This is a genomic window from Pigmentiphaga aceris (assembly GCF_008119665.1).
Taxonomy (GTDB): Bacteria; Pseudomonadota; Gammaproteobacteria; order Burkholderiales; family Burkholderiaceae_B; genus Pigmentiphaga; species Pigmentiphaga aceris.
Genome location: NZ_CP043046.1, coordinates 5,858,795 through 5,872,435, shown reverse-complemented (window position 1 = coordinate 5,872,435; position 13,641 = coordinate 5,858,795). Strand labels below are relative to the sequence as shown.

The following is a 13,641-nucleotide window of genomic DNA, read 5'->3' as shown; positions in this document are numbered from 1 at the left end:
CTACGTGTAGATAGACCAGAGGGGAAAAAACATCACCCGTTGATGAACGCAAATGCGGTGCTGATGTCATCCGTGTTGCCGTCGCCCTTGGCGATCAGCACGGTGTTGTCCAGCGAGGCTTGTTTGACCGATGTCGACTTGACCTGACCAGCGGCTGGGTTCAGTTCGCCTTGGAAGGCATGGGCGTTGGCACGGTCGGCGTTCAATTCGTTCTGGACTTGAGCACGGCTGACGCTGCTTTGCGTCTGGGCACCCGGGTTGTCCAGGTAGCCGATTTCACCGGCTTGGGCAGCGCCAACGGCAGCGGTCGACAGGATCAGGGCGGCGAGAATGCGGTTCATGATGGTTTCCTTGAAATGCGTGATGAGAGGGGTAGGTGAAACAGGTACGTGAGACCGGTAAGTGAAACGGGTTCGTCAGCAGACGTTTTTCAGTGCTTGTCTTAGCGACCTGTCTTCAATCAGGTCGGATCAACCGTTGACGAATGCACCACCGGCGGGGTTTACAGCCTTGGCAAACTGGTTCTGATGAGCAGCTTGTGTGCGGTTCTCAGTGCCGGTGCGGACGTCGGTACGGCTCGGGTTGAGCTGGCCTTGGAAGGCATCGACATTGGCGCGATCAGCGTTCAGTGCGTTTTGCACCTGGGCGCGGCTCAGCGACGGTTGCGAGCTTTGGACTTTGGCACCGGGATTGTCGACGTAGCCGACTTCGCCAGCTTGGGCAGCGCCAATGGCAGCGGTGGACAGGACGAGTGCGGCGAGGATGCGGTTCATGATGATTCCTTGAGGATGGGGGATCTGTTCGATCAAGATTGCAAAGTTATCTACGTGTAGGTCAGGCGGCGAAGAAAAAAATCAGCCGCTATCGGCTGTGATCAGCCGTTCACGAATGCGCCGCCAGCGGGGTTCGACACCTTGGCGAACTTTTCTTGCTGAGCGATCTGGGCGCGGGTAGCAGTGCCGGCCGGTGCGTTGGTCACGCTGGGGTCCAATTGGCCTTGGAAGGCTTGAACGTTCGCGCGATCGGCATCCAGGGCCTTTTGTACGTCGGCACGGGTAGCCACGCTTTGGATGGTCGGTGCATCGCGATAGCCCAGTTCACCTGCTTGGGCGGCGCCAATGGCAGCGGTGGAAAGAATCAGTGCGGCGAAAATGCGGTTCATGGTGAGACTCCAGTGTGCGTTGATGGTTATGACCATATTGGCCGTTCCAGTATCTACTACTAGGTAGATGCGTCGGGAAATAAAAACGCCGAAATCGGCGGTGGTGCTTGTTCTCTTGCGTTTTCCTGCGTGTGCTTGGACTTGCTTCTTGCTATTCGCTGCAGCGCTTGTTTGTGTGTGCTGCGTCGATGGATGAATCTTATCTACTACCAGATAGATAGGCAAATGGTTTTCCCTAGTAGTTACGCAGACTTACATTCTCTAGAGCATTATTTCGCACTGCTCTGGTGCGGAAACCCCTGCTCAATCAAGCCGAGGATTCCACGAAAACGGCTATATATCGCCGTTTTTCAGCTTGTCAGCACCGCCTCGATGTCATCTGAAAGTGATTCAGGCGCCGTTGATGGTGCATAACGTTTGATGGCCTGACCCTGACGATTCACCAGGAACTTGGTGAAGTTCCACTTGATCCCTTCGGTGCCGAAGATGCCGGGCCGCTCGTGGCGCAGCCATTGGTAGAACGGATGGGCCTGCTTGCCGTTGACTTCGATCTTGCTGAACATCGGGAAGGTCACTGCGTAGTGCAGCGAGCAGAAATTGGCGATTTCCGCATCGTCGCCTGGCTCCTGCTGACGGAACTGGTCGCAGGGAAAGCCCAGCACCACCAGGCCCTGATCCCGATAGCGCTTGTACAGCGCTTCCAGACCCGTGTATTGGGGCGTGAAGCCGCATTTGGATGCCACATTGACTACCAGCAGCACCTTGCCGCGATAGGCCTCCAGAGGCTGCTCGCTGCCGTCGATGGCACGGGCGGAAAAGTCGTAGGCGGTGGTCATGGGTCTTCCAGTCGGTGGTGGGGGATGACACGCAGCATACGCGGGACAGATTCGTCGCCACTGCTGGCTCCGAGTCGTGGCGGCACAGACCTGACCCGATATCAGCAATGCACGTCAAAAAAAATCCCCACGACATCAGGATGTCGCGGGGATTGCATTCATGCGGCAGGCGTTTGACGATGCCTGCCAGATCGCCTGGCTGGTTTGCCGGCCGCTTGCGCGTCTGACACCCCAGCCGGACTTACCAGCAATACGGCCCGAAAGCCGCATTGCCGTTCTGCCATTACGCTTGCGCGTCGTCGCTGTTGCCAGCGCCCGGCGCAGCAGCTTCCGCTTCGTCCAGCGTCGAGACGAACAGGCTCTCGACGCCCGGCTCGGCGAAGGTATCCGTGAACACGACTTCGCGTTCCGCGGCTTCCTGCGCTTCCTTTTCCTTGCGGGCAATGTGGAAGGCCATACCGGTACCAGCCGGAATCAGGCGACCCACAATGACGTTTTCCTTCAAACCGCGCAGGTCGTCGCGCTTGCCCATGATGGCTGCTTCGGTCAGGACACGCGTGGTCTCCTGGAACGATGCGGCCGAGATGAACGAGTCGGTCGACAGCGATGCCTTCGTGATACCCAACAACACGTTGTCGTAGGTAGCGTGGCGACGGTTTTCCGTGGTGGCCAGGTCGTTGGCGTTGTACAGCTCGGCACGCTCGACTTGTTCACCCGGGATGAAGCCGGTTTCGCCGTTGTCGACGATGGTCACGCGACGCAGCATCTGGCGAACGATCACCTCAATGTGCTTGTCGTTGATCTTCACGCCTTGCAGACGGTAAACGTCCTGCACTTCGTCAACGATGTAGCCAGCCAGCTTCTCGATGCCTTGCAGACGCAGAATGTCGTGCGGATCGGCCGGGCCGTCCACGATCATTTCGCCCTTGTTCACGACTTGACCGTCGTGCACCAGAACCTGCTTTTCCTTCGGGATCAGGAACTCGTGGCTCACGCCGTCCAGGTCGGTGATGACCAGACGTTGCTTGCCCTTGGTGTCCTTGCCGAACGAGACGGTACCGGTGACGTCGGCCAACATGCCGGCGTCCTTCGGCGAACGTGCTTCGAACAGTTCGGCCACACGCGGCAGACCCCCGGTAATGTCGCGGGTCTTCTGCGATTCCTGCGGGATACGGGCCAGCACTTCACCCACACCCACGTGCTGCGCATCGCGCACGGTGATCAGCGCGCCAACCGGGAACGAGATGTTCACCGAGTGATCGGTGCCGGCGATCTTGACGTCCTCGCCTTGCTCGTTCATCAGCTTGACCTGCGGACGAACCGTCTGCTTGGATGTACCACGCGTCTTCGGCGTGATCGCAACCAAGGTCGACAGACCCGTCACATCGTCCACTTGGCGAGCCACGGTGACGCCTTCTTCGACGTTCTCGAAACGCACCGTACCGGCGTATTCCGTGATGATCGGGCGGGTCAGCGGATCCCAGGTGGCCAGCTGCGTACCAGCCTTGACCGACGAACCGTCGCCGTGCAGCACGGTTGCACCGTACGGCACCTTGTGACGTTCGCGCTCGCGACCAGCGTCGTCCACCACGATGATTTCGCCGGAACGGGAAATGGCGATCTGCTCACCCTTGCCGTTCGTGACGTAGCGCATCGTGCTGGTGAAGCGAACGATACCGTTCGACTTCGTTTCCACGGCGGAAGCCAACGCGTTACGCGATGCGGCACCACCGATGTGGAAGGTACGCATGGTCAGCTGCGTGCCCGGCTCACCGATCGACTGTGCAGCGATCACGCCCACTGCTTCGCCGACGTTGACCAGCATGCCGCGGCCCAGATCGCGGCCGTAGCACTTGGCGCACAGACCGTGACGGGTTTCGCAAGACAGCGGGCTGCGCATCTTGACTTCGTCGATGCCGCGACGCTCGATGGTTTCGACAGCATCTTCGTCCAGCAGGGTACCGGCTTCGAACACGGTTTCCTGGGTGTCCGGATCGACGATGTCGAGTGCGGTCACGCGGCCCAGAATACGGTCGCGCAGCGGTTCGATGACTTCACCGCCTTCCACCAGGGCCTTCATGAAGAAGCCCTGCGAGCTGCCGCAATCTTCCTCGATGATCACCAGATCCTGCGTCACGTCGACCAGACGACGGGTCAGGTAACCCGAGTTCGCGGTCTTCAGTGCGGTGTCGGCCAGGCCCTTACGTGCACCGTGGGTCGAGATGAAGTACTGCAACACGTTCAGACCTTCACGGAAGTTAGCCGTGATCGGGGTCTCGATGATGGAGCCGTCAGGCTTTGCCATCAGACCGCGCATGCCGGCCAGCTGACGGATCTGCGCAGCGGAACCGCGCGCGCCCGAGTCGGCCATCATGTAGATCGAGTTGAACGATTCCTGGCGCGTCGGGTTGCCGTGACGGTCGATGACCGGCTCGGTTGCCAACTGCTCCATCATGGCCTTGCCGACGCGATCGCCAGCCTTGCCCCAGATGTCCACCACGTTGTTGTAGCGCTCTTGCGAGGTAACCAGACCCGACGAGTACTGCTTGTCGATCTCTTTCACTTCGCGGCTGGCTTCGTCCAGGATGCCGACCTTGGCTTCCGGGATCAGCATGTCGTCCATGCAGATCGAGATACCGCCGCGCGTTGCGAGGCGGAAGCCCGACTGCATCAGCTGGTCAGCGAAGATCACCGTGGCACGCAGGCCGCAACGACGGAACGACTGGTTGATCAGGCGCGAGATTTCCTTCTTCTTCAGGGGCTTGTTCAGCACCGAGAAGGGAAGGCCCTTCGGCAGGATCTCGGACAGGATCGCACGGCCAACCGTGGTTTCGTGACGGCGCACGAACGGCTGGAACTGTTCGTTCTCATCCAGTTCCCACTCCGTCAGACGCACGGTGATGCGCGTCTGCAGTTCGACTTCCTTGTTCTCGTACGCGCGCAGGGCTTCCGACACGTCGATGAAGTACGCGCCTTCACCACGGCCGTTGATGCGCTCGCGCGAGGCGTAGTACAGGCCCAACACGATGTCTTGCGACGGCACGATCGACGGTTCGCCGTTGGCCGGGAACAAGATGTTGTTCGAGGCCAGCATCAGCGTGCGGGCTTCCAACTGGGCTTCGATCGACAGCGGGACGTGGACAGCCATCTGGTCGCCGTCGAAGTCGGCATTGAACGCCGAGCAGACGAGCGGGTGCAGCTGGATGGCCTTGCCTTCGATCAGCACCGGCTCGAACGCCTGGATACCCAGACGGTGCAGCGTCGGTGCGCGGTTCAGCATGATCGGATGCTCGCGGATCACCTCTTCCAAGATGTCCCACACCACCGGTTCCTGCGTTTCCACCAGCTTCTTCGCGGCCTTGATGGTCGTGGCCAGACCCATCATTTCCAGACGGTTGAAGATGAAGGGCTTGAACAGTTCCAGCGCCATCAGTTTCGGCAAGCCGCACTGATGCAGCTTCAGCTGCGGGCCCACCACGATGACCGAACGGCCCGAGTAGTCCACGCGCTTGCCCAGCAAGTTCTGACGGAAACGACCGCCCTTGCCCTTGATCATGTCGGCGAGCGACTTCAGCGGACGCTTGTTGGCGCCCGTCATCGCCTTGCCGCGACGACCGTTGTCCAGCAGCGAGTCGACGGCTTCCTGCAGCATGCGCTTTTCGTTGCGCACGATGATTTCAGGGGCCTTCAGCTCCAGCAGGCGCTTCAGACGGTTGTTGCGGTTGATCACGCGACGGTACAGGTCGTTCAGGTCGGAGGTCGCGAAACGACCGCCGTCCAGCGGCACCAGCGGACGGAGTTCCGGCGGCAGCACCGGCAGCACTTCCATGATCATCCAGTCAGGCTTGATGCCCGACTTCTGGAAGCCTTCCAGCACCTTCAGGCGCTTCGACAGCTTCTTGATCTTGGCGTCCGAGCTGGTCGCGTTCAGTTCACCGCGCAGCTTTTCCACTTCGCGATCGATTTCGATCGAGCGCAGCAGTTCGCGCACGGCTTCCGCGCCCATCACGGCACGGAAGTCATCGCCGTATTCCTCGGTCTTCGCGAGGAAATCGTCTTCCGACATGATCTGGCCGCGCTTGAGCGGGGTCATGCCGGCGTCGATCACGCAATAGGCTTCGAAGTACAGGACGCGTTCGATGTCCCGCAGCGTCATGTCCAGGACCATGCCCAGACGCGACGGCAGCGACTTCAGGAACCAGATGTGCGCAACCGGGCTGGCCAGCTCGATGTGGCCCATCCGTTCGCGACGCACCTTGGCCAGCGTGACTTCAACGCCGCACTTCTCGCAGATCACGCCGCGATGCTTCAGGCGCTTGTACTTGCCGCACAGGCACTCATAGTCCTTGATCGGACCAAAGATCTTGGCGCAGAACAAGCCATCGCGTTCCGGCTTGAAAGTCCGGTAGTTGATGGTCTCCGGCTTCTTCACTTCGCCGAACGACCACGAGCGGATTTTCTCCGGCGACGCGATCCCGATACGGATGGCGTCGAACTGCTCGTCCTGCGTGACTTGCCTGAACAGATCCAGTAAGGCTTTCATGGCGACTCCTAAATTCCGTTATCCGATCAGTTCCGCTCGAGATCCATGTCGATCCCGAGTGACCGGATTTCTTTGACCAGCACGTTGAACGATTCCGGCATGCCGGCTTCGATCACGTGGTCGCCCTTGACGATGTTCTCGTACACCTTGGTACGGCCATTCACGTCATCGGACTTCACGGTCAGCATTTCTTGCAGCACGTAAGCCGCGCCGTACGCTTCCAGTGCCCACACTTCCATCTCACCGAAGCGCTGACCACCGAACTGCGCCTTACCACCCAGCGGCTGCTGGGTAACAAGCGAGTACGGGCCGGTCGAGCGAGCGTGCATCTTGTCGTCAACCAGGTGATGCAGCTTCAGCATGTGCATGTAGCCAACGGTCACGGGGCGCTCGAACTGCTCGCCGGTACGACCGTCGAACAGGAAGGCCTGGGTCTTCGAGTTGTGCAGATGCAGACGTTCAGCCAGGTCGTCGGGGTAGGCGAGATCCAGCATCAGGCGGATTTCGTCTTCCGACGCACCGTCGAACACCGGCGTTGCGAACGGCACGCCGTTACGCAGGTTGTTCGCCAGTTCGATGATGTCGTCATCGCTCAGCTCTTCCAGGCGCGCGGGCGTGCCGGTCGAGTTGTACAGCTTGGCCAGGAATTCACGAATCTTCTGGACTTCGATCTTCTGGGCGTCTTTCAGCATTTCAGCCACGCGCAGGCCGAGGCCCTTCGCAGCCCAGCCCAAGTGGACTTCCAGCACCTGACCGACGTTCATCCGCGAGGGCACGCCCAGCGGGTTCAGCACGATGTCGGCAGGGGTACCGTCAGCCATGTGCGGCATGTCTTCGATCGGGGTGATCTTGGAGACCACACCCTTGTTGCCGTGACGACCTGCCATCTTGTCGCCAGGCTGCAGACGACGCTTCACGGCCAGATAGACCTTGACCATCTTCAGCACGCCCGGGGGCAGCTCGTCGCCTTGCGTCAGCTTCTTGCGCTTTTCTTCGAAGGCCAGGTCGAACTGGTGACGCTTGGCTTCGATCGATTCCTTGGCTTGTTCGAGTGCAGTCGCACCGGCTTCGTCAGCCAGGCGAATGTCGAACCACTGCCAACGATCGACTTCGTTCAAGTATTCAGCGGTCAGGGTCGCGCCCTTGGCCAGCTTGCGCGGGCCACCGTTGACAACCTTGTTCAGCAGGGTCTTCTCGATACGATGGAAGGTATCGTTTTCGACAATGCGAAGCTGGTCGTTCAGGTCTTGGCGATAACGCTTGAGTTCGTCGTCGATGATGGCCTGCGCGCGCTTGTCACGCACGATGCCTTCACGCGTGAACACCTGGACGTCGATCACCGTGCCGATCATGCCCGAGGGCACGCGCAGCGAGGTGTCTTTCACGTCCGACGCTTTTTCACCGAAGATCGCACGCAGCAGCTTTTCTTCAGGCGTCAGCTGGGTTTCGCCCTTGGGCGTGACCTTGCCGACCAGCACGTCACCGGCTTCGACTTCAGCACCGATGTACACGATGCCCGACTCGTCCAGACGGCCAAGCTGGCCTTCCGACAGGTTCGAGATGTCGCGCGTGATTTCTTCCGAGCCCAGCTTGGTGTCACGAGCAACAACCGTCAGTTCCTCGATGTGGATCGAGGTGTAGCGGTCGTTCGACACCACACGCTCGGAGATCAACATCGAGTCTTCGAAGTTGTAGCCGTTCCACGGCATGAACGCGACCAGCATGTTCTGACCCAGGGCCAGTTCGCCCAGGTCGGTCGATGCGCCGTCAGCCAGCACGTCGCCCTTGGCGATGATGTCGCCGCGTTTGACGATCGGACGCTGATTGATGTTCGTGTTCTGGTTCGAACGCGTGTACTTGATCAGGTTGTAGATATCGACGCCAACTTCGCCGGCGATATTTTCTTCGTCGTTCACACGGATCACGACACGGTCGGCATCGACGAAGTCGACCAGACCGCCACGCAGTGCCTGCACGGTGGTGCCCGAGTCAACGGCCACGGTACGTTCGATACCGGTACCGACGACAGGCTTTTCCGGACGCAGGCAAGGCACGGCCTGACGCTGCATGTTGGCGCCCATCAGTGCACGGTTCGCGTCATCGTGTTCCAGGAACGGAATCAGCGAGGCAGCAACCGACACGATCTGCGACGGGGCAACGTCCATGTAGTGCACGTTTTCCGGTGCGGTCAACATGGTTTCACCGGCTTCGCGCGATGCAACCAGGTCGTCGGAGAAGCGGCCGTTGTCGTCCAGGGCAGCATTTGCCTGGGCGATCACGTAGTTGCTTTCTTCGATGGCCGACAGATAGTCGATCTGGTCGGTCACGGCACCCTCGATCACCTTGCGATAAGGCGTTTCCAGGAAACCGTACTCGTTCAGGCGTGCGTACAGCGCCATCGAGTTGATCAGACCGATGTTCGGACCTTCAGGCGTTTCGATCGGGCACACGCGGCCGTAGTGGGTCGGGTGCACGTCGCGGACTTCGAAGCCTGCGCGTTCGCGGGTCAGACCGCCCGGGCCCAGTGCGGAAACACGACGCTTGTGCGTGATTTCCGACAGCGGGTTGGTCTGGTCCATGAACTGCGACAGCTGGCTCGAACCGAAGAACTCCTTGATTGCGGCCGAAATCGGCTTGGAGTTGATCAGGTCGTGCGGCATCAGGTTTTCGGCTTCGGCCTGGCCCAGACGTTCCTTGACGGCACGCTCAACACGCACCAAACCGGCGCGGAACTGGTTTTCGGCCAGTTCGCCAACGCAACGAACACGACGGTTGCCCAAGTGATCGATGTCATCGATTTCGCCACGGCCGTTACGAAGCTCAACGAGAACCTTGATGGTTTCGAGGATGTCTTCGTTGTCCAGCGTCATCGAGCCGGTGATGTCGTTGCCGCGACCCAGGCGGCTGTTGACCTTCATGCGGCCAACGCGCGACAGGTCATACGTCTCTTCGTTGAAGAACAGACGATGGAACAGTGCCTCGACCGCATCTTCGGTCGGGGGCTCACCCGGGCGCATCATGCGATAGATCGCCACGCGCGCAGCGGTCTGATCGGTGGTTTCGTCGGTACGCAGGGTCTGCGAAATGTACGGACCCTGGTCCAGGTCGTTCGTGTACAGCGTCTGGATCTGACGAACGCCGGCAGCGCGCAGGCGCTCCAGCAGCGATTCGGTCAGTTCGTCGTTGGCGTTGGCCACGACTTCGCCCGTATCCGGATCGATGGCGTTCTTGGCGAGCGCACGGCCCAGCAAGAAGTCTTCGGGGACCGAGATACGTTCGGTGCCGGCCGACACCAGGTCGCGAATGTTCTTCGCGTTGATGCGCTTGTCCTTGCCGACGATGGTGTTGCCCGACTTGTCGTTGATGTCGAAGCGAGCAACTTCACCCTTCCAGCGTTCCGGCACGAATTCCATCTGGCCGCCTTCGTTCATCAGTTCGAATGCATCGAACTTGAAGAAGTGCGACAGGATGGTCTCCGGCGTCATGCCGATGGCCTTCAGCAGGATCGTGACGGGCATCTTGCGGCGGCGGTCGACGCGGAAGAACAGAATGTCCTTCGGGTCGAACTCGAAGTCCAGCCACGAGCCGCGGTAAGGAATCACGCGTGCCGAGAACAGGAGCTTGCCGGAGCTGTGGGTCTTGCCGCGATCGTGTTCGAAGAACACGCCAGGCGAACGGTGGAGCTGCGACACGATGACGCGCTCGGTACCGTTGATGACGAACGAACCGGTGGTCGTCATGAGCGGCATTTCGCCCATGTAGACTTCCTGTTCCTTCACTTCCTTGACGGTCGGCTTGCTTGCCTCGCGGTCAAGCAGCACCAGGCGAACCTTGGCGCGCAACGGAGATGCGAAGGTCAGACCACGCTGCTGACACTCTTTCACGTCGAAAGCAGGCTCGCCCAGCACGTAGCTGACGAACTCAAGACGCGCCATCTGGTTATGGCTGACAATCGGGAAAATTGAACTGAACGCGGCCTGCAGGCCTTCGCTCTTACGCTGCAGGGGGCCGGTGTCGGCTTGCAGGAAAGTGAGATAAGAGGCAAGCTGCGTCGCCAGCAGGAAAGGAACGGCTTGAACGTCCTCACGCTTGGCGAAGCTCTTGCGGATGCGCTTCTTTTCGGTGAACGAGTAGGGCATGAGCACTCCGACTCAGGTTGCGCGGGCTGCGGGCAGCAGCCCAAAATACGACTTCTTCGAGACGGAACGTACCAGGTGCGTACATTCCGGGCGGCCGGGACCCCGGCACGGATTTCGGGTCCGCAGGCGGTGGGGACATTTCCCCCTGCGCACCGAAAATCCGTCGAGTTCCGTCGACATGGCGGACTATCCACCGTGCGACGCGGATCACGTAATGCTGACAAACCGGTCGACAAACCTGCCTTGCCGCAAAGCCCGACATTAAATCTTCAAGGCTTCAACAGTTCGACGCGTCTGTCTGTTACAAATGCAATGATTCTGCATCTTTGCGTTTCCTGGAACCGGCAATAAAACACCGGTTCCAGAAACGCAAAAACCCGGTGGTCGATTTATCGACCCCCGGGCACTTGCTAGGCCGAAATTACTTCAGTTCAGCCTTGGCGCCGGCTTCTTCCAGCTTCTTCTTGGCGGCTTCGGCGTCAGCCTTCGACACGCCTTCCTTCACGTTCTTCGGGGCGCCGTCAACCAGGTCCTTGGCTTCCTTCAGACCCAGGCCGGTCAGTTCGCGCACGGCCTTGATGACGTTGACCTTGCTGGTGCCAGCTTCGACCAGAACGACGTTGAATTCGGTCTGCTCTTCAGCAGCAGCAGCGGCACCGCCAGCAGCCGGAGCGGCCACAGCGACAGCAGCGGCAGCAGCCGACACGCCGAACTTTTCTTCCAGGTCTTTGATCAGTTCCGACAGTTCGAGAACGGTCAGGCCAGCGATTGCTTCGATGATTTCAGCTTTGTTCAGTGCCATTTCTTAGAACTCCAGGTATTTTTTAATGCCAGGTATTTGGTGTCGCTTGTCCAACGAGTCGAACAGGGCTTATTAAGCGGCCTGTTCCGACTTTTGATCGCGAACGGCTGCGAGGCCGCGGACGAACTTGGTCGGGACTTCGTTGAGCGTACGTGCAAAGGTTGCGATCGGGGCTTGCATGGTGCCCAACAGCTTTGCCAGCAACTCTTCGCGCGAGGGCAGGGAGGCCAGGGCCTTCACGCCATCAACGTTCAGCAGGCCGCCCGGGAGAGCGCCGGCCTTCAGAACGAGCTTGTCGTTGGTTTTGGCAAAATCGGACAACAGCTTGGCTGCCGAGACCGGATCAGCGGCAACGCCGTAGATCAGCGGACCGGTCAGCTGAGCCGACAGTGCCTCGAAAGGCGTGCCAGCAACTGCGCGGCGCACCAGCGAGTTCTTCAGAACTCGCAGATACACACCCGACTCGCGCGCTTTTTGGCGCAGTACGGTGACAGAGGCGACGTCCAGACCCCGGTACTCTGCGACGATGATCGATTGAGCCTTGGCTACTTGAGCCGAGACTTCCTCGATGACCACCGACTTCTCTTGACGATTGAGACTCACGGTTTGAACACTCCATCATGAGACGCTTGGGAAATCCCCGTGCGTCAACCGAACGCGGCGACCTGGTCGAGTTCTTCAAAAAGAATTCTTCCTGGGACCGCCGTCTGCGCTGGATCCGGGCACCTGAACTGCTTGTTGCGATCTTTCTGACTCGCAAGGCGTCGATCAGGCGTTGCCGGGATTAAGATCCTGAAACCTGCCATTCGATACCGTTCCGAATGGTCGTATTCCAGGTTCTCCAGCGGTCTTTGACAGCAGCGCCGTTTGCCCGCCGATCGGTTTGCCGAATCGACTGGCTGCACGGCGCAGCCCAAAGTTTGGTACAGCTATTTCTTACCGTTTGATCAGCGCATCGGCAGGCCGACACGCTGGTTCAAACTTAGGCAGTCAGCGACGACTGGTCGACGCGAACACCGCCGCCCATGGTCGAGGACACGGCCAGCTTGCGCAGGTAAACACCCTTGGCGCTTGCGGGACGAGCCTTTTGCAGTGCGTCGACGAGTGCCAACAGATTGCTCTGCAGCTGCTCGACGCCGAACGATGCACGGCCGATGGTTGCGTGGATGATGCCGGCCTTGTCGGTACGGTACTGAACCTGACCAGCCTTGGCGTTCTTCACTGCAGTGGCGACGTCCGGGGTCACGGTGCCAACCTTGGGGTTGGGCATCAGACCACGGGGACCCAGGACCTGGCCCAGGGCACCGACGACGCGCATCGTGTCGGGCGAAGCGATCACGACGTCGAAGTCGATCTGACCAGCCTTGATGCGGTCGGCCAGGTCTTCCATGCCGACGATGTCAGCACCAGCAGCCTTGGCCGCTTCAGCCTTGTCGCCTTGAGCGAACACGGCGACGCGAACCGACTTGCCGGTACCTGCGGGCAGCACGACCGAGCCGCGAACCAACTGGTCCGACTTCTTGGCGTCGATGCCGAGTTGCACGGCCAGGTCGATGGACTCATCGAACTTGGCGGTTGCGGTTTCTTTCACCAGGGCCAGAGCTTCGGCAACCGGGTACAGCTTGGTGCGGTCGATCTTGGCAGCCAGGGCCGCGAGACGCTTCGATTGCTTAGCCATTACAGACCCTCTACCGTGATGCCCATGCTGCGGGCGCTACCAGCGATCGTACGGACAGCTGCATCCATGTCCGACGCGGTCAGATCAGGTTGCTTGGTCTTGACGATTTCTTCGACTTGGGCACGGGTCAGCGAGCCGACCTTGTCGGTATGCGGCTTCGGCGAACCCTTGGTGATGCCAGCAGCCTTCTTGATCAGGATGGTCGCCGGGGGCGACTTCATGATGAAGGTGAAGCTCTTGTCCGCGAAGGCGGTGATCACCACCGGAATCGGCAGACCGGGTTCCATACCCTGGGTCTTGGCGTTGAACGCCTTGCAGAATTCCATGATGTTCAGGCCGCGTTGACCCAGAGCCGGGCCAATCGGGGGGGACGGGTTGGCTTTACCAGCTGGCACTTGCAGCTTGATGAAGCCGACGATTTTTTTCGCCATGTTTAGCTCCTAACGGGTATTGACGCACACTGCACTTGCAGGTGCTCCCC

The 13,641-nt window shown here is 59.9% G+C and carries 10 protein-coding genes; all 10 read right to left on the bottom strand.

What is annotated here, in order from left to right; all coding sequences use genetic code 11:
- Positions 1-32: 32 nt before the first annotated feature.
- The 10 genes from FXN63_RS25335 to rplK all read right to left on the bottom strand — a co-directional run bounded on the left by FXN63_RS25335 (position 33) and on the right by rplK (position 13,591).
- On the bottom strand, positions 33-341 hold the full coding sequence (locus tag FXN63_RS25335) for a DUF4148 domain-containing protein (RefSeq protein WP_148818287.1): 309 nt from the start codon (positions 339-341) through the stop codon (positions 33-35).
- Positions 342-470: 129 nt separating this feature from the next.
- Positions 471-773, bottom strand: coding sequence for a hypothetical protein (locus tag FXN63_RS25330; protein ID WP_148818285.1), 303 nt, complete (start codon positions 771-773; stop codon positions 471-473).
- A gap of 101 nt (positions 774-874) precedes the next feature.
- Positions 875-1,162 carry a DUF4148 domain-containing protein gene (locus tag FXN63_RS25325; protein WP_148818283.1) on the bottom strand — a complete coding sequence of 96 codons (288 nt, stop codon included), beginning with the start codon at positions 1,160-1,162 and terminating at the stop codon, positions 875-877.
- A gap of 350 nt (positions 1,163-1,512) precedes the next feature.
- Positions 1,513-1,998: a glutathione peroxidase gene (locus tag FXN63_RS25320; protein WP_148818281.1), complete on the bottom strand. Its 486-nt coding sequence runs from the start codon at positions 1,996-1,998 to the stop codon at positions 1,513-1,515.
- Between the two features lie 283 nt (positions 1,999-2,281).
- Positions 2,282-6,541, bottom strand: a complete 4,260-nt coding sequence (rpoC, locus tag FXN63_RS25315; RefSeq protein ID WP_148818279.1) for a DNA-directed RNA polymerase subunit beta' — start codon at positions 6,539-6,541, stop codon at positions 2,282-2,284.
- 26 nt (positions 6,542-6,567) lie between these two features.
- A complete protein-coding gene (gene rpoB / locus FXN63_RS25310) occupies positions 6,568-10,680 on the bottom strand; it encodes a DNA-directed RNA polymerase subunit beta (RefSeq protein WP_148818277.1) in 4,113 nt (1,370 codons plus the stop codon).
- Positions 10,681-11,101: 421 nt separating this feature from the next.
- The gene (gene rplL / locus FXN63_RS25305; protein ID WP_148818275.1) at positions 11,102-11,482 is read right to left on the bottom strand and encodes a 50S ribosomal protein L7/L12; all 381 of its coding nucleotides are present in this window, start codon (positions 11,480-11,482) and stop codon (positions 11,102-11,104) included.
- Positions 11,483-11,554: 72 nt separating this feature from the next.
- Complete coding sequence (rplJ, locus tag FXN63_RS25300; protein WP_148818273.1) at positions 11,555-12,085, bottom strand: 50S ribosomal protein L10; 531 nt, start codon at positions 12,083-12,085, stop codon at positions 11,555-11,557.
- 379 nt (positions 12,086-12,464) lie between these two features.
- Positions 12,465-13,160, bottom strand: coding sequence for a 50S ribosomal protein L1 (gene rplA / locus FXN63_RS25295; RefSeq protein WP_148818271.1), 696 nt, complete (start codon positions 13,158-13,160; stop codon positions 12,465-12,467).
- Positions 13,160-13,591, bottom strand: a complete 432-nt coding sequence (gene rplK / locus FXN63_RS25290) for a 50S ribosomal protein L11 (RefSeq protein ID WP_148818269.1) — start codon at positions 13,589-13,591, stop codon at positions 13,160-13,162. Before rplK ends, rplA begins: the two co-directional genes overlap by 1 nt.
- Between the last annotated feature and the right edge of the window lie 50 nt (positions 13,592-13,641).

Coding starts and splice junctions, on each gene's coding strand:
- FXN63_RS25335 (WP_148818287.1), bottom strand. CDS start 341: ATGAACCGCATTCTCGCCGCCCTGATCCTGTCGACCGCTGCCGTTGGC.
- FXN63_RS25330 (WP_148818285.1), bottom strand. CDS start 773: ATGAACCGCATCCTCGCCGCACTCGTCCTGTCCACCGCTGCCATTGGC.
- FXN63_RS25325 (WP_148818283.1), bottom strand. CDS start 1,162: ATGAACCGCATTTTCGCCGCACTGATTCTTTCCACCGCTGCCATTGGC.
- FXN63_RS25320 (WP_148818281.1), bottom strand. CDS start 1,998: ATGACCACCGCCTACGACTTTTCCGCCCGTGCCATCGACGGCAGCGAG.
- rpoC (WP_148818279.1), bottom strand. CDS start 6,541: ATGAAAGCCTTACTGGATCTGTTCAGGCAAGTCACGCAGGACGAGCAG.
- rpoB (WP_148818277.1), bottom strand. CDS start 10,680: ATGCCCTACTCGTTCACCGAAAAGAAGCGCATCCGCAAGAGCTTCGCC.
- rplL (WP_148818275.1), bottom strand. CDS start 11,482: ATGGCACTGAACAAAGCTGAAATCATCGAAGCAATCGCTGGCCTGACC.
- rplA (WP_148818271.1), bottom strand. CDS start 13,160: ATGGCTAAGCAATCGAAGCGTCTCGCGGCCCTGGCTGCCAAGATCGAC.
- rplK (WP_148818269.1), bottom strand. CDS start 13,591: ATGGCGAAAAAAATCGTCGGCTTCATCAAGCTGCAAGTGCCAGCTGGT.